The sequence below is a fragment of the Actinomyces qiguomingii genome (assembly GCF_004102025.1).
Classification (GTDB): Bacteria; Actinomycetota; Actinomycetes; order Actinomycetales; family Actinomycetaceae; genus Actinomyces; species Actinomyces qiguomingii.
Window position 1 is genome coordinate 1,680,434 of sequence record NZ_CP025228.1, and the last position, 15,749, is coordinate 1,696,182.

General features: G+C 68.6%; 13 protein-coding genes. 11 read left to right on the forward strand and 2 right to left on the reverse strand.

What is annotated here, in order from left to right; translation table 11 throughout:
• Positions 1 to 46: 46 nt before the first annotated feature.
• The 8 genes from CWT10_RS06850 to CWT10_RS06885 are packed head-to-tail and all read left to right on the forward strand — an operon-like array spanning position 47 to position 9,494.
• A complete protein-coding gene (locus CWT10_RS06850) occupies positions 47 to 931 on the forward strand; it encodes an NAD kinase (protein ID WP_103062097.1) in 885 nt (294 codons plus the stop codon).
• Positions 928 to 2,745 (forward strand): DNA repair protein RecN, encoded by a 1,818-nt coding sequence (gene recN / locus CWT10_RS06855; RefSeq protein ID WP_103062096.1) that lies wholly within the window; start codon positions 928 to 930, stop codon positions 2,743 to 2,745. The genes CWT10_RS06850 and recN overlap by 4 nt, the downstream gene beginning before the upstream one ends.
• Positions 2,742 to 4,052 (forward strand): putative cytokinetic ring protein SteA, encoded by a 1,311-nt coding sequence (gene steA, locus CWT10_RS06860; protein WP_103062095.1) that lies wholly within the window; start codon positions 2,742 to 2,744, stop codon positions 4,050 to 4,052. Before recN ends, steA begins: the two co-directional genes overlap by 4 nt.
• 18 nt (positions 4,053 to 4,070) lie before the next feature.
• Positions 4,071 to 4,994: a copper transporter gene (locus CWT10_RS06865; RefSeq protein WP_103062094.1), complete on the forward strand. Its 924-nt coding sequence runs from the start codon at positions 4,071 to 4,073 to the stop codon at positions 4,992 to 4,994.
• A 20-nt stretch (positions 4,995 to 5,014) separates the two neighbouring features.
• Positions 5,015 to 5,929 carry a hypothetical protein gene (locus CWT10_RS06870; RefSeq protein ID WP_103062093.1) on the forward strand — a complete coding sequence of 305 codons (915 nt, stop codon included), beginning with the start codon at positions 5,015 to 5,017 and terminating at the stop codon, positions 5,927 to 5,929.
• 13 nt (positions 5,930 to 5,942) lie between these two features.
• The gene (gene murJ / locus CWT10_RS06875) at positions 5,943 to 7,616 is read left to right on the forward strand and encodes a murein biosynthesis integral membrane protein MurJ (protein ID WP_416171686.1); all 1,674 of its coding nucleotides are present in this window, start codon (positions 5,943 to 5,945) and stop codon (positions 7,614 to 7,616) included.
• A gap of 8 nt (positions 7,617 to 7,624) precedes the next feature.
• Positions 7,625 to 8,779: a glycosyltransferase family 4 protein gene (locus CWT10_RS06880; protein WP_103062092.1), complete on the forward strand. Its 1,155-nt coding sequence runs from the start codon at positions 7,625 to 7,627 to the stop codon at positions 8,777 to 8,779.
• Positions 8,780 to 8,825: 46 nt separating this feature from the next.
• Positions 8,826 to 9,494, forward strand: a complete 669-nt coding sequence (locus CWT10_RS06885; RefSeq protein ID WP_416171687.1) for an NUDIX domain-containing protein — start codon at positions 8,826 to 8,828, stop codon at positions 9,492 to 9,494.
• Positions 9,495 to 9,554: 60 nt separating this feature from the next.
• On the opposite strand, the gene CWT10_RS06890 is transcribed toward CWT10_RS06885, so the two are convergent.
• On the reverse strand, positions 9,555 to 12,092 hold the full coding sequence (locus CWT10_RS06890) for a DNA gyrase/topoisomerase IV subunit A (protein ID WP_103062090.1): 2,538 nt from the start codon (positions 12,090 to 12,092) through the stop codon (positions 9,555 to 9,557).
• A 77-nt stretch (positions 12,093 to 12,169) separates the two neighbouring features.
• On the opposite strand from CWT10_RS06890, the gene CWT10_RS06895 reads away from it, so the two are divergent.
• Both CWT10_RS06895 and CWT10_RS06900 read left to right on the forward strand, forming a co-directional pair.
• Positions 12,170 to 12,772: a DUF5998 family protein gene (locus tag CWT10_RS06895; RefSeq protein ID WP_103062102.1), complete on the forward strand. Its 603-nt coding sequence runs from the start codon at positions 12,170 to 12,172 to the stop codon at positions 12,770 to 12,772.
• Positions 12,769 to 14,010 (forward strand): alkaline phosphatase family protein, encoded by a 1,242-nt coding sequence (locus CWT10_RS06900; protein ID WP_103062089.1) that lies wholly within the window; start codon positions 12,769 to 12,771, stop codon positions 14,008 to 14,010. The genes CWT10_RS06895 and CWT10_RS06900 overlap by 4 nt, the downstream gene beginning before the upstream one ends.
• A gap of 35 nt (positions 14,011 to 14,045) precedes the next feature.
• Here the strand turns inward: CWT10_RS06900 and sepH are convergent, their stop codons facing one another.
• On the reverse strand, positions 14,046 to 15,110 hold the full coding sequence (sepH, locus tag CWT10_RS06905) for a septation protein SepH (RefSeq protein ID WP_103062088.1): 1,065 nt from the start codon (positions 15,108 to 15,110) through the stop codon (positions 14,046 to 14,048).
• A 330-nt stretch (positions 15,111 to 15,440) separates the two neighbouring features.
• On the opposite strand from sepH, the gene CWT10_RS06910 reads away from it, so the two are divergent.
• The gene (locus CWT10_RS06910; RefSeq protein WP_103062087.1) at positions 15,441 to 15,746 is read left to right on the forward strand and encodes a DUF4193 domain-containing protein; all 306 of its coding nucleotides are present in this window, start codon (positions 15,441 to 15,443) and stop codon (positions 15,744 to 15,746) included.
• Positions 15,747 to 15,749: the final 3 nt, after the last annotated feature.

Sequence of the window (15,749 nt, forward strand, 5' to 3'; positions counted from 1 at the left end):
GGCTCGAAACCATCCGATCCCTCACCGGCCGCGACTGCGGCGTGTCATGCTCCTACAGCGTGATCTGAACGATAAACCGGTGCCGCCCCACCGTAAGGCGGCTCCGACCGCCACGGCCGTCGCTCGAGCGGAGGCGGCCTTGCGCTCACACGGCGTCCAGCCCGTGGAGCCCGGCTTTGAAGGTGAGGTGGACCTAGTTCTGGTCATGGGGGGAGATGGCACAATTCTGCGCGCGAGCGAGGTCGCTAGAGATCGGGACGTGCCGCTGCTGGGCGTCAACACCGGCCACGTCGGTTTCCTAGCGGAGGCGGATCCGGACGCCGTGGAACAGGTCGTCGCCGATTTGGTTGCCGGCCGGTACGTGGTCGACACCCGCATGACCATCAATGTTGAGGTCCAGGCCCCCGATGGCTCGGTGACCCGCGACTGGGCCCTGAATGAGGCCGCACTGGAGAAGCGTGACCGGGCCCGCATGGTGGAGGTGGCTGTGGGCGTGGATGGTCAGGCGGTCTCCTCCTTCGGTTGTGACGGACTGGTTATGGCCACGCCCACAGGTTCGACCGCATATGCCTACTCGGGGGGCGGCCCGGTCATCTGGCCGGAGGTGGAGGCATTACTGCTCGTACCGCTGTCAGCCCATGCCCTGTTCACCCGTCCGCTGGTGGTGGGGCCGGACTCCCGCTTGGAGGTCGTCATCTATCATGCGGGCTTCGGTGGCGCGGAGGTGTGGTGTGACGGCCGCCGCTGCCTCGACGCGCCGACCGGGTCACGCATATGCATCACCCGCGCCGAGCGTCCGGTGCGTCTGGCGAGGCTGAACACCGCACCCTTCGCCACGCGCCTGGTGCGTAAATTCGATCTGCCTGTGCAGGGGTGGCGCACCGCCGACGCCTCCGCGACGCTGGCGGGCCGGGATGGCGACACGCAGTGATCGAGTCCCTGCACATTGAGAACCTCGGGGTGATTGAGGATGCCGACTTGTTCCTCAGCCCAGGGTTGACTGCGCTGACCGGAGAGACGGGGGCGGGCAAGACCATGGTGCTCACCTCCCTGGGGCTGTTACTGGGGCAACGCGCGGAGTCCGCCGTGGTTAGGGCAGGTGCCGCCCGCGCCCTGGTGGAGGGGGCCTTCGTGCTCTCGCCGTCATCGCCTGCCGCCGCCCGTGCCGCCGAGTCCGGGGCCGAGCTCGACGACGACTTGTTGTTGGCATCCCGTGTCATTCCGGCCTCCGGCCGTTCTCGTGCTCACCTGGGCGGTCACGCCGTACCGTCCGCGGTCCTGGCCGACGTCGGATCCCGCCTGGTGTCCGTACACGGGCAGGCGGATCAACTGCGCCTACGTTCGGCCTCCGCTCAGCGAGCTGCCCTCGACAGCCTCGGCGGGCCGAGCCATGCAGGACTGTGCCGCCGTTATGCCGAGGTCTATCAGGCCAGGAACGCGGCCGCCGCGACGTTGGAGCAATGGCGCTCCGGTGCCCAGGCGCGTCGCGTCGAGGCCGAGGAACTGCGACATTGGCTGGAACAGCTGGAACGGCTCGCTCCCCAACCCGGGGAGGACGCCGCCTTGACCGCCGAGGCCGAGCGTCTGGACCACGCTGAGGATCTGCGCCGTGCCGCCTGCGCGGCGCGCATTGCGTTATCCGGGGATGAGGACACCACCGTGGAGTCGCCGGACGTAATGGCCCTGACCGCCGCTGCGGACCGGGCGCTGGCACATGTCGCCGGGGTCGATCCGATACTGACCTCGATGGCCGAACGCCTGCATCAACTGGGCATCCTCGCCGCGGATTTGGCCGGTGAACTCACTGAATACCTCGACTCCCTGGACGCCGATCCCGCACGGCTGGCATGGGTGCAGGAGCGCCGTGCGGAGCTGGCCAGGGCCTGCCAGGAGATCGGCGGTCCGGGCACCCGGATCGACGACGTCGACGCCCTGCTTGCCTGGGGCGAGTCCGCCGCGGCCCGCCTGGATGAGCTCGAGGGGCCGCACGGCACCGCCGAGTCCCTGTCGGCGGCCCTGGACGCGGCGGAAAGTGAGCTGGCCGACGTCGCCGGTGAACTGTCCACCGCCCGGCTCCGCCTCGCCGAGCGCCTGCAAAACGAGGTCAATGCCGAACTGGCCGGGTTGGAGATGAAGGATGCGCGCCTGGTGGTAGATCTTCAGCCTCGTGATGAGCCTGGGCCCACCGGCGCCGAAACCGTCGCCCTGCAGCTCATCTCCCATCCCGGGGCCCCTGCACTGCCGCTCGGTAAAGGGGCCTCCGGCGGCGAATTGTCACGCATCATGCTGGCCCTCGAGGTGGTTCTGGCCGAGGCGGCGTCAACCGCCGCGGAACCCGAGGTGCCCGGCGGTGCCTCCGCCCACCACCGGCGCACATTCGTATTCGATGAGATCGACGCCGGCGTGGGTGGGCGTGCCGCACGGGAGATCGGTCGGCGGCTGGCGCGGCTCGCCCGTCGCTACCAGGTGGTGGTGGTCACGCATCTCGCCCAGGTCGCGGCCTGGGCCGACACACAGTTGGTGGTGCTCAAGGAGACTACCGCAGATGAGGCGCACACCCCCCAGGCACCTGGGAGACCTGGGCCGGGCCATCCGACCGTGCGCACCCGGGTCGTGGCCGTCACCGGGCGGGCCAGATTGCGTGAACTGGCTCGCATGCTCTCCGGCCATGAGAACTCAGAAGCCGCCCTTCGGCATGCCGCTGAGCTGATCGACGCCGCCAACGTGGCAGAATCCCGGTCGTGAGGTTCCCGTTCCTGTTCCGCAAGCAGGCCCCGCCAGAACCGGACCGCCCCAGCGGCACGGTCCGGGTGGATCCGCGTACCAAGAAGCTCACCAAGCGGCTCCAGCCGGGGGATATTGCCGTCATCGATCACCTCGATCTCGATCGCGTGGCCGCCGAGGCCCTAGTCGAATGCAAGCCGGCGGCCGTACTGAATGCATCCCCTTCCGTATCCGGTCGCTATCCGAACCTCGGTCCCGGAATCCTGGTTGATGCCGGTATCCCCCTGATCGACGACCTGGGGCCCGACATCATGCGGCTGCACGACGGCCAGCGCGTCATCATTGACCTCGACCCCGAGTCGAAGCATGCCGGCGCCGTGCACATGCAGGCGCGTCCCGGCCACCGGCACGCCCCCGGGGCGGAGAAATCGGCGGATAGCGCGGCCGGTCCGGGCCTGAAGGGTGACGGCGATTCCAGCATCCTCGCCCAGGGCGTCGTCCAGACGCGGGAGAGCATTGATGCGCTAATGGAGGCGGCCAAGCAGGGACTTTCGGTTCAGCTGGAGGCTTTTGCGGCCAACACCATGGAGTACATGCGGGGGGAACGCGACCTGTTGCTCAACGGCGTGGGGATGCCGGATATTCGCACCCCTATAAGCGGTCGGCACGTGTTGGTCGTGGTGCGCGGATACTCGTACAAGGAGGACCTGAAGGCCCTCAAGCCCTACATCCGCGACTATAAGCCCGTCATCATAGGCGTCGACGGCGGCGCAGATGCGGTGCTGGAGGCCGGACTCAAACTGGATATGATCGTCGGAGATATGGACTCCGTCTCCGATAAGGCTCTTTCTGCGGGCGCCGAGATCATCGTGCACGCCTACCGTGACGGGCGCGCCCCCGGTCTTAAACGCGTCGAGGATCTCGGGGTGGAGCACACGGTGTTCGCCGCCACTGGCACCAGTGAGGACATCGCCATGCTGATCGCCGACGGTTCCGGTGCCGAACTGATCGTCGCCCTGGGCACACATGCCACCCTGTTGGAGTTCCTTGACAAGGGACGTGCCGGTATGTCCTCTACCTTCCTGACTCGGCTCAAGGTCGGCGGACGTCTCATTGACGCCAAGGGCGTATCGCGTCTGTACCGCACCCGCATATCCGGTTGGCAACTGGGACTGCTGGCCCTGGCAGGGCTGGTCGCCCTGTTCGTCGCCCTCGCCGCCACCCCCGCGGGCCAGACCTTCCTAGGCCTGTCCGGTGCCGTATGGGATGACTTGGTCAACTTCTTCCGGTCCCTGGTGGGACTCACTCCGAACACACCTTCCGTCTGAGCAAGTACAGGAACTTTCATGATTGACTTCCGCTACCACCTGGTCTCGCTCATCTCCGTCTTTCTCGCCCTGGCCGTGGGCGTGGTCCTTGGGGCCGGACCGCTGCAAAACTCGCTTGGAACGGCCCTGAACGACCAGGTCACCTCCCTGCGCTCGGATCGTAACGATCTGCAGACCCGTTTGGAGCAGACCGAGGCGGCAGTCAACGACCGTGACGATTACATCACTGCGGCCGCCGCATCGCTGTTGCCGGGCGTGCTGAATGGCCGCAGGGTCGCCGTCGTCACCTTGCCGGACGCTGAGGGCGGGGACATTGACGCCATCGTCAAAGAGATCGAAACCGCTGGCGCCGCCGTCACCGGGCGCGTCTCCCTGACCACCGCCTGGTCACTGACTGCCCGCGAGTCATTCCGTTCCACTTACTCCGGCCAATTCACCCCCTATTTGGAGGGCGCCGCAACGGACGGGAATGCCATCCTCGGACAGGGGCTGGCCGCCGCACTGACGACCGAGGGCGAGAACGCCGCCGCCCTGATGGGGCTGCTAACCGCGTCCGATAACCCGCTAGTAACCGAGGACGCTGCCCCGTCCGCTCCGGCGGATATGATCGTTGTCATCGGTCCGCGGACGGTTGCCTCTCCGGCGGGGGGAGAGCCGACCGCAGCGGCCACTCCGGAGCAGGACGCCGGCGCCTGGGTATCGGCACTGACGGGCCTCGCCTCGGCGTCAACAACCGTCGTCGTCGGCGCTGCGGATGTCAAGGCGGACATTGTTTCGGCGCTGCGCACCGCTAAGGCCCCGGTGACCACGGTGGACTCCGTCGGACAGGCCACCGCCGCGGTATCCGCTCCTCTCGCGCTGGCCGCCACCGCCGCGGGTACCGTGGGGAATTACGGATTCGATGACGGAGCTGACGCCATCATCCCGCCCGTGTCCAACTGACGCCGGTTACGCTTTAGACCATGACGCCAACCATTGTTCCGGCAGGCGGGCACGCCCCGGTGGCGGCCGCCGCAGCGGCCGGCATCGCCGCAGCGGCATGCTCCACCGGATTAGGGGCCCTTAGCCGTATGTCACCGAGGCTGCGGCGCGTCAACTATCGCGGCCGCACCGTGAGTCTGCGTGGTGGTGTGGGCGTAGCCGCGGGCGCCGTGGTGGCGGGATCTCTGGCGGCAGGTCCGTTCGACGGAGGATCGGTTCGGGCCAGCGCCAGGCGCGCCTTAGCGGCCGTCACGGCGGCAGCGGCGGCAGGCGCAGCGGGCCTGGTTGATGATCTTGATGACGGCGCCCACGACGGCGATACCCCCGCGAAGGGGCTGCGGGGACACCTGGCGGCGCTGCGCCGTGGCCATCTCACCACTGGGGTGCTGAAGGTGGCTGTGATCGGCGGCGGTGCTCTGGTTGCCGGCGGGTTTATCACCGCTACCCGCAGGTACGACGGCGTGATCCGCGCGTCGGCGGACGCCGCTACCAGTGCCGTTGTTATCGCCTCCTGGGCCAATCTTCACAATCTGCTTGACCTGCGCCCCGGACGTGCGCTCAAGGCGGCGATCCTGACCTGTGCGCCGCTGCTGGCCGACCGGCGACCAATCGCCTCCACCAGTCGCGTTTTGGCGGCTGGGGCGCTGGGTACTGCCGCGGCCGCACTGCCTGCGGACTTGGGCGAGAACACCATGCTTGGTGACACCGGCGCCAATTCCCTGGGTGCTTTGGTGGGGACAGCCCTGGCCGTCCATCCCAGTGCGGCCCTGCGCGCCGCGGCTGCTATCACCGGGACGGGGCTGGTTGTGGCCAGTGAGCGGGTCTCCTTCACCCGTGTCATTGAGGGCAACCGCGTCCTGTCGGCCATTGATCGCCTCGGGCGCAGCGCCCCGTGAACCGTACCGCCCCGTGACCACCGTGTCTGCAGACTCCGTAACCTCCCGGGCGGATGCGCCAGGCGGCGCAGGACGCGCAATCCTGGGCGCCGCAGGGGGAGTGGCCGGGTTGACCCTGGTTTCGCGGGCGCTCGGTTTTCTGCGTTGGATTGTGCAGGCGACCACTGTCGGAGCGGGCACGGTGGCTGGAGCCTATGCCACCGCCAATCAGGTCCCCAACGTGCTTTATGAGGTGGTTGTGGGCGGGGCGTTGGCAGCCACCGTTGTCCCGCTGTTGGCCGGCCCGGTTGGTGCCGGGCGCGGTGAGGAAGTCTCCCGCACCACCTCTGCCCTGCTGGGCCTGGTGCTGCTGGTCCTGACCCCGCTTGCGCTTGTTCTGGCGGTATGTGCCGGTCCGATCGCCGGCTGGTTCCCTGTCTCTCGGGGGGTGGATCCCGTCCTCCAGCATGACCTGGTGGCGGCTTTCCTGCGTATGTTCGCCGTCCAAGTTCCCTTGTACGGCGTAGGTGTGGTGCTCACCGGTGTGCTCCAGGCACACGGCCGCTTCACTTGGCCAGCGTTTACACCCGTGCTGTCCAGCCTGGTGGTCATGGGCACCTATGCCCTGTACGGAACGCTAACCGTTGACGCGGAGACGGCCTCCCCGACGGCACTGCGAGTGCTCGGTTGGGGCACTACGCTGGGGGTTGCAGCGCTGTCTTTGCCGCTGCTGTGGCCGGTACACCGGCTGGGACTGCGGCTGCGGCCGACTCTGCGTCTGGGGCGCGGCACCGCGGCGAAGGCACTGCGCCTGGGTGGCGCCGGGGTGTGGACGCTGATCGCCCAACAGTTCAGCGTCCTGGCCGTGCTGGCCTTGGCCCGTGCAGGAGGAAGCACCGGCACTGTCGCCGTCTACCAGTACACGCAGGCCATCTACCTACTGCCTTACGCTGTGCTGGTCGTGCCGGTCGCAACCGTCATCTACCCGCGCCTGGCTGCCGCCTTCACCCATGAGGACTGTGGTGACAATGCCCGTCTGCTCACCGCTCGCTCCACCGCGCTGGTGACGGGCGTGTCCGTAGCCGGGGCCGGCATGCTGTTGGCCGCAGCCGACGGTGCCGAGCGATTCTTCTCCCAGTTGGCCGACGTCGATGGCATGAGCGCGTGCCTGGCTCTGCTGGCTCCTGGCCTGGTGGGCTACGCCCTGATCTACCAGGTCACCCGGGCACTGTACGCCGCCGATAGGGCCCGTGGCGCCGCCTGCGCCTCAGCGGCCGGCTGGCTCACGGTCGTCCCGGCCTCATGGGTGGCGGTGCGACTGGCGGCCCCGCACGGGGGCGATGGCGTGGCCACCCTAAGGGGACTGGCCGTAGGAACGACGATTGGCATGTGTGTTGCCGGCCTCGGGCTGCTGGCCGTATTGGCGGGCCTTATGGGGCCACGGGTGCTGGCACCGACGGTGCGCGTATCGGTGGCAGCGATCCCGGTTGCCGTGGTAACCGGGCTTATCTGCAGCTGGCTGAGCCGGCTGCCGGGAGGCGTAGTCGGCGGGGTTACGGCGGCTGTTGCCGGGGCGCTGGTCACTGCCGTCGCCACGGGGGCGGCCATCTGCGTGGCGGACCGTGAGCTGTTCGCTATCTTTCTAAGGCGACCTTCCGCGCATGCTGGGGCCGGTGATAGTGCCGCCTCGGATGCGCACGAGTCATAGGAGATGAGATGATCCCGTCACCGGCTGAAACTTCAGCGCCTGCCGGCGCGCAGGTGCAGGCGGACCGGCTGCGCATCCTGGAGGTGTCGGGCAGTGCCGTCGGCGGTATGCGTGCGCATGTGGCCGAGTGCGCTCGGATACTGGCCGACGGGGGACATGACGTGATCGTGGAGGCGCCATCCGATGTCATCGCGGAAGCCGACTTCGGGCGTGCCCGCACCGAGGTGCTTTCGATCGGCTCCCGTCCCGGCCCCGGCGACGGCGCCGTCCTCGCCCGTCTGCGGCGGCTCGGGCGCCGCGCCGACGTCATTCACGCCCACGGTCTGCGCGCCGGCGCCCTGGCAGCCCTCGCCTTGGGTGCACGCCGACCTGGACGCACTCGCCTGGTGGTGACTATTCACAATCAGCCGGTGGGCGGACGTCTTACCACTGCCTTTGGGGATAGGCTGGAGGGACTGGTGGCTGCGCGTGCCGATCATGTGTTGGCCGTCAGCCCGGATATAGCCGAGCGTCAACGCAGCCGCGGAGCCGATACGGTGGATCTGGCCGTGATACCTGCTCCACGGCGAAGTAACCAGGATCTGGCGCCGCGTGCCTCATCGGTTGAGTCTGCGTGGAGGGGAGCATCCACACGGATTCTGACGGTTGCTCGCCTGGCACCCCAGAAGGGCCTGGACCTGCTTCTGGACACCGCTGCGCTGCTGGTTGCGCATGCCGCTACCGATTCGGGGCCGAGTGCTGGCCTGTCCTGGGCGGTTGCCGGCCAGGGACCCGGGCTGGACGCCGCCGAGGCACGTATCCGGGCCGATGCCCTGCCGGTCAATCTGCTGGGGCGGCGTGAGGACGTGCCGGCGCTCATGGGCGCGGCCGACGTGGTCGTGCAGACCAGCCTTTGGGAGGGGCAGCCAATCGCGCTACAGGAGGCGCTACAGGCGGGAGCCGCGATTGTCGCGACCGATGTGGGTGGCACCGCCGCAACCGCTCGTGGGGGTGCCACCCTGGTACCTCCACAGCCACAGGCGCTGGCCGAGGCGATTTACCGGTTGCTCACGGATGCCCGGGCCCGGGAGGAGGCCCAGCGGCGTGCTCGCCAGGCCGCGACACTTTTGCCGGACAATGCCGATCTGGCTGTCCAACTGGACGCGGTTGTCGCTCATCGTTGACTATTGCCGATACCTGTATCAACCGGAGGAGAAAACCGTGAATGAGCTGAGTCGGCACGATTTGAGGGATGTCCATGAACTTACGCGCTCGGTGGTCAGTCATGAGCGCGTCTGGGAGGGACCGATATTCGCGGTCGACGATGATGCGATTGTTCTGACGGAGGGATTCTCCCCGGTGCGTCGCCAGACGGTGGTGCACCATGACGCCGTGAATATCGTGGCGCTGCGGGAGGGCGACGACTCCTCGCAGGCCGACGCGGCAGCCGAGATTCTCATGGTTCGCCAGTACCGTCATCCGGTGCGGGCGATGTTGTGGGAGATCCCGGCCGGCCTGTTGGATGTTCCGGGGGAGCTGCCGTTGGCAGCGGCGCAGCGTGAACTTGCTGAGGAGACGGACTACATCGCGGCGCGCTGGGACGTGCTGGTCGACTCCTACGCCTCACCCGGGTTCACCACCGAGGGGGCGCGCACCTTCCTCGCCCGCGAGCTGACGCTCCTGCCGGAGGAGGAGCGGATCCCCCGGGAGGCCGAAGAGGCCGAGTTCAAGCCCACCTGGGTGCGCCTGGATGAGGCCGTGGACGCGGTTATGCGGGGGCTATTGCATAACCCCTCTACTGTGATCGGCATTCTCGCCGCTGCGCACGTGCGCGACCGCGGCTACACGGGGCTGCGCGCGGCCGACGCCGATTGGTTGCGTAGCCCCGAGAGCCTGTGAGGCTCATCTTGACTTGGCCCGGGCACCACGCCTACATCACCCCGACTTACATGACATGCCTTAGCCGATCCCGGTTATGGGTGCGGGCAGGGGCGTGCCCGAGGCGTCCCTGCGCTCATCGGCCGCCGGCAGGTCGACCGGCTGGCCGCCACTGCCCACGGCTCGGGCCGGTCCGACTCCCACCCAGGCGAATACCAGTTCGTTCTCGCCGCGCAGGAAGCGCTGGGCGCGCACCCCGCCGGTTGCCCGCCCCTTGGCCGGGTACCGATCCAAGGGCGTGACCTTCACACTGCCCGAGCCCGTGCCGGGCAGAGCCCCCGTACCGTCTGCCACCGTGACCACCACGGCCTCGGCCAGCAGGTCGTCAGGTACCGCCGCCGCGGTGACCACCCGGGCCCCCTCGCGCAGTGCCACCCCCGCCATGCCGCTGGCGCCGCGTCCCTGCGGACGCACCTTGGCCGCCTCGAAGCGCAACAGGCGAGCATCGGAGGTCACCAACACCAGTATGTCGGAGTCTGCCGCTACCCCGGCGAAAACCACGCGGTCGCCCTCGGCCAGGGAGATGATCTCCCAGGCGTCGCCGTTCTTGGGCTCACTGCCCGGCTTGACGCGCTTGATCACGCCAGCTGCCGTGGCCAGCACAATCGGCGTGGCGCAGTCAGCACCGCAAGACCCGATCGGCACCAGTCCCACGATCTGCTCGTCCGGCTCGATATCGGCCAGCAGCTGTGCGGGCTGACCGCCGGCAAGCGACGGCGCCCCTTCCAGGCGCGGCACCTCCGGGGCGGACAGCACCTCCATGCGCACCAGCCGACCCGTATCGGTGACTGCGCCGACGTGCCCGCGCGCCGTAGTCGCCACCTGAGAGGTAAGCGCGTCATGGCGCTGCCGGCCGCCCGAGCGCGGCACCGGCTCCGCCCCGCTCACGCGGGCCACCAGGCCGGTGGCCGACAGCAGCACCTGGCAGGGATCGTCCGGAACCGTCAACGGCACCTCACCGTTCCCGGCGCGTAAACTCACCTCCGCGGCCCGCCGTCTGTCCTGCGAGGCTCCGGTGCCGCCGGGCGCGCCCACACCGCCGTTGAGAGCCCCCGCGCCCGTGCCCGCCGCCTCCAACAGCACCGTGCGCCGCGGCGTGCCGAACTCCTGCGCCACTGCTCCCAGTTCCCTGGACACTGTGTCCCGCAGCAGTGACTCGTCATTCAGGATCGCCTCCAGCTCGGCGATCTCCGCCGCCAGCTCGTCGCGCTCCTTCTCCAGCTCGATCACGGAGAACTTCGTCAGGCGCCGCAGCTGCAGTTCCAGAATGTAGTTGGCCTGCGGCTCGGACAGGTCGAAAACCTGCATCAGCCGCCGACGGGCCGTAGCGGCATCCTCGCTGGAACGGATTACCTGGATGACCTCGTCGATATCCAGGATCGCGATCAGCAGGCCCTCCACCAGGTGCTGGCGCTCGCGCCGCTTGCCCAGGCGGAAGCGGGTGCGGCGCTCCACCACCGTCAGGCGGTGGCGGACGAACACGTCCAGCAACTCGCGCAGACCGAGGGTGCGCGGCTGACCGTCCACCAGGCACACATTGTTGATGCCGAAGGAGTCCTCCAAAGGCGTGTACCGGTACAGCTGGGCCAGCACCGCCTCTGGGTTGTAGCCGTTCTTCACCCCGATCACCAAGCGCGTGCCGTGCTTGCGGTCCGTCAGGTCCGCCACGTCGGTGATGCCCTGCAGCTTCTTGGAGGCCACGGTCTCCTTAATGCGGGCTATCACCTTCTCCGGTCCCACCAGGTAGGGCAGCTCGGTGACCACAATGCCCTTCTTGCGGGCGGTGATGTTCTCGATGCGGGCGGTGGCGCGCGTGGAGAATTTGCCGCGCCCGGTGCGGTAGGCCTCGCGGATGCCGTCCAGGCCCACAATCATGCCGCCGGCCGGCAGATCCGGTCCGGGCACGTAGGACATCAAGTCCTCCAGGGTGGCATCCGGATGTGCCAGCAGGTGCCGGGCCGCCGCTACCACCTCGATCAGGTTGTGCGGCGGCATATTCGTGGCCATGCCCACCGCAATGCCGGAGGCCCCGTTCACCAACAGGTTAGGGAAGGAGGCCGGCAGCACCTCAGGTTCGGTAAGGGTGTAGTCGTAATTCGGGGTGAAGTCGACCGTGTCCTCGTCGATATCCGCCGTCAATGCCAGGGCGGGGGCGGCCAGACGCGCCTCCGTGTAACGAGGAGCGGCGGGGCCGTCGTCCAGGGAACCGAAGTTGCCGTGCCCGTCCACCAGCGGCAACCGCATGGTGAAGGGCTGGGCCAGCCGCACCAGCGCCTCGTAGATGGCGACATCCCCGTGCGGGTGCAGCCGCCCCATGACGTCGCCGACCACGCGGGAGGACTTCACATGCGGACGGTCCGGGCGCAGCCCCATCCGATCCATTTGGAACAGGATGCGCCGCTGGACCGGCTTCAGGCCGTCCCGAGCGTCCGGAAGGGCCCGCGCGTAAATGACCGAGTAGGCGTACTCCAGGAAGGAGGTACGCATCTCCGTGGGCAGGTCTTGCTCCACGATGAGATGGTCGGTGGGCGGGGGTGTCGGTGGTGCGGACTTCGGCATGGTCGCATTGTGTCTCGTCGCTTCGCCGATGGGGCAACGACACCCGGGGTGACCGGAAGGATGGCATGATCTGCCCCATGACGTGGACTGCGCAGGCTCGCCCGGGGGACGAGGTCCCCACCCCGACGTCCCTGGCCGACGAGGTCACCCGCGCCGGCTACTACCCGGAGCTGGTGCTAGGCACACTGGACGCCGCTGTTGCGGGGGAGGAGGTGCTCGTGGACCTCGTTCAGGCGGAAACCGTTTTCGACGATGCCGTCCACCGGCACCTGACGGTGCTGGCTCTGACCGGCACTCGGCTGATCATCGTCCATGTGGATGACGCTCCCCGCGAGGACGGTCTGCCCGGGGCCCTGGCGACCAGCGAGGCCGTTCCCATCTCCCGGATCAGGTCGGTGGGCCTGACGCGCGGGGTCAGTGAGCCGGCGGCCGACGGCGGGCGCCTGACGGAGATGACCATCGCCCTGTCATGGGGCTCCGTGCGCCGCATAGACCTCGAGCCCGCCAGCTGCGCGGACCCCGATTGCCAGGCCGACCACGGTCTGACCGGCGTGTCCGTTCCGGACGACATTGTGGTACGTGTTGCCGCCGGGGTGGAGGGCGACGCGGCTCTGGCCCGGGCGGAGAACTTCGCTCGCGTCCTGTCCGCGGCCACCGCCCGAGCGGCGGCACGCATATGACCGTCGCCCACCTGCGCGTGGTCCTGGCGGCGGCCGCCGTCGGCGCCGGGTTGACGCTGCGCGCAGGCCCGGCGGAGGCGGTCACCGCCGCCGAGGCGCAGCGGGCGGCCGGAGCCTGGGGACTGCTTAGCGACGGCGGTGCGCAGGACTCATCTGGGATCGTAGTCGTGCTGGTGGACGGACTGGGACTGCAACTACTGCAGGAGCGCCGAGGACACGCACCCACGCTGCGGCGTCTGCTGTCTGACGCCGAATCCACTTCCGGGAGCGGCGTCGCCCGCACCTGCGTGCCATCCACGACAGCCGCCGCCCTGACCACACTGGGCACAGGGGCCCTTCCTGGCGCCACCGGTATGGTTGGATACTGTGTTCTAAACCCCCGGTTGGCTCGTAAGCTCCCGGTTGGAACAGTCCCCGCCGCCGAGAACAACCTGAGCTTGATCACCTGGGAGGGCAAAGCTCCCGACCCGCGTCACTGGCAGGACGTGCCCACGGTGTTTGAACGGCTCACCGCGGGTCCACGTTCCGCTGTGACAGTGCCACCGGCCGTAACCATCGGACCGAAGCGATTCGCCGGATCGGGCCTTACCGAGGCGGCGCTGCGGGGCGCCCCTCACCTGGGCGCCGATCGGATGGAGGAACGGCCCGAGCTGGCCGCCGGTGCCCTGCGACGCGGTGTGCCGCTGGTTTATCTGTATGTCGGCGAACTGGACCACGCCGGCCACAGGCATGGATGGCGCTCGGAGCACTGGCTGCTTCAGCTCGAGCGCCTGGATTCCACAATGGCGGAGCTGCTGCGGCGCGTGCCCGCCGGTACCCGCGTACTGCTCACCGCTGATCACGGCATGGTTGACACCGAACCTGCTCGCCGTCTGAACCTGACCGACAACCCCGAGCTGTCTCGCGACGTCGTCGCCGTCGCCGGGGAGCCGCGCTTCAGCCAGTTGTACGTGCCGCATTCGGATCCCGAGCTCGCCGCGGCGGTGGCCGACCGATGGCGGACGGTGTTGGGTGAGCGTGCCCTGTGGGTCGGCACCGGCAGGGAGGCGACCGCCCTACTCGGGCCGGTGGGGGAGCGCACCGAAAGCGTCCTGGGGGATGTGCTGGTTGCCATGGCCGACAATTGGGTGGTGGTTGACCCGCGTGTCCACTCCGACAGTGCGATGGCCATGCCGGGCGTGCACGGTTCTCTTACGGAGGCCGAGATGATGGTGCCACTGTTGGTGGCCCGGGCTTGACGGGTGCGCCCGCCGGACAAATACGCGGTGCACCGCTATTCCGGCTTGGCGCCGAAGACGATCTCATCCCATGAGGGCACCGAGCGCCGGGCGCGTCGTTTGGGCTTGGGGGCGGGCGCGGCGGGCATGTCCGGCAATGCCTCCTGGGCGGCGGAGGCCTCCGAGCGGTCCTCCTGCTCAGGAGCGGATGTGGGCGTGGTCCGCAGGCGGCTGCCGGCAGGGTGGTTGCCGGTGTGAGCGCGACGGCGTTCAGACATGGACACCACCTGCGCCTGCCCCTGTGTGGGAGTGTCGGCCCGCGTATTTCCGGTGTCCGGTGGGGCAGTGTCCTCCTCGGTGGGCGCCTGCGTCTCGATCCGACGCCCACGGTTGGAGGCCAAGTCCGCCAAGAGCGCGTCGGTGATGTCGACTGCGGACGCAGGCGTGTCCGGCGGTTCGGAGGCCGTGGCGGGAGTGCGCGCCGACGGCGGCGAGGTCGGGGACGCGGCTCCGGGCGCGGCGGAGTCCTGGTCAAAGACGGTGGGGCGGCGCGCACCGCCAGCCTCCGTCAGCCACCGGGCCTCGTCGTCGAGAGCGGATACGGAGCGGGCCGTCAGATCCAGCTCCCAGTGCGCGCGCTTGGCCTGAGCGCCCTGCACGAAGGTCAACACGATCTGCCACGGCTCGCGGCCCTCCCGCAGGGCATCCCATTCGAGGCTTGTCGGCTCAACACCGCGTGTGGCCAGCCGGTCGACCGCCAGCTCGCCCAGCACGGGGGAGTCCTTCTCCCAGCCAATCCGGCAGGCCTGGGCCTGCTGCACCGCCCACAGCCGCTCGGCGATGACCGGCCCCTCGAAACGGCGCACATGCTCCACATCAAGGCCGGTGGCTGAGGCCACCTCCTCGGCGCTGGCGCCGGCGCGCATAAGGGCCTGCAGCTCCCGAGGACGGACGGCCTGGCCGGGAACGGGCGGAGGCGAGGTCGGAGCCAGAGCCGCGGGGCGCGCACGTCTCACGGCGGCCCGCAGCGCGTCATCAACCACGATGCTGTAGCGCTCACCGCGTGAGTCGGTCATGACGATGGTGTCGCCGTTGGCGCCCAACAGCTCTAACTCGATCATTGGCGCGGGCCTCCTTACAGTTCCCTGTGCGGCACGAGACGGGCGAGCCGACACATGTCTCAGCGTGCCACCTAAGCCGCCCCGTATCGGGGAGGCGAGGCCGCGTGGCACGTGAGAGGCTCGCGACCTGTTCGCCCATAGCCGCTGCGTACGGCCTGGTCAGCCGGTTCCCGCCGCGCCTGCGTGGTGCTATGGTGCGCGTGCCCTAGCTCAGAGGGGCGGCACGCGTTCACCGATCGTTCACCGATGGGTGCGTGGCCGTTCCCGGCAGCGTCCGTCGCTGCCCGAGAGCTCCAGCGAGAGCCGTCCACAACAGAAAGTGACGAGGCCATGGCAACCGACTACGACGCCCCGCGCAAGAACGACGACGAGCCCGAAGCCGATTCCATTGAGGAGCTCACCGCTCGTCAGAAGGATCAGTCCTCGGAGGCGATTGAGGAGGATGAGAACGAAGTCGCCGAGGGCTTCGAACTCCCCGGGGCCGACCTGTCCCGAGAGGAGTTGAGTGTGCACGTCGTCCCGCAGTTGGAGGACGAGTTCACCTGCTCGGAATGCTTCCTGGTACACCACCGCAGCTCCCTTGCGTATGTTGACGATGCCACCGGCCTGCCGGTGTGCACGGACTGCGCCGGTTGATAG

Bases quoted from the DNA above. Each gene is read 5' to 3' on its own strand.
- CWT10_RS06910 (WP_103062087.1), top strand. From the start codon at position 15,441: ATGGCAACCGACTACGACGCCCCGCGCAAGAACGACGACGAGCCCGAA.
- CWT10_RS06895 (WP_103062102.1), top strand. From the start codon at position 12,170: ATGACGTGGACTGCGCAGGCTCGCCCGGGGGACGAGGTCCCCACCCCG.
- CWT10_RS06880 (WP_103062092.1), top strand. From the start codon at position 7,625: ATGATCCCGTCACCGGCTGAAACTTCAGCGCCTGCCGGCGCGCAGGTG.
- CWT10_RS06890 (WP_103062090.1), bottom strand. From the start codon at position 12,092: ATGCCGAAGTCCGCACCACCGACACCCCCGCCCACCGACCATCTCATC.
- CWT10_RS06850 (WP_103062097.1), top strand. From the start codon at position 47: ATGCTCCTACAGCGTGATCTGAACGATAAACCGGTGCCGCCCCACCGT.
- CWT10_RS06865 (WP_103062094.1), top strand. From the start codon at position 4,071: ATGATTGACTTCCGCTACCACCTGGTCTCGCTCATCTCCGTCTTTCTC.
- CWT10_RS06870 (WP_103062093.1), top strand. From the start codon at position 5,015: ATGACGCCAACCATTGTTCCGGCAGGCGGGCACGCCCCGGTGGCGGCC.
- CWT10_RS06900 (WP_103062089.1), top strand. From the start codon at position 12,769: ATGACCGTCGCCCACCTGCGCGTGGTCCTGGCGGCGGCCGCCGTCGGC.
- sepH (WP_103062088.1), bottom strand. From the start codon at position 15,110: ATGATCGAGTTAGAGCTGTTGGGCGCCAACGGCGACACCATCGTCATG.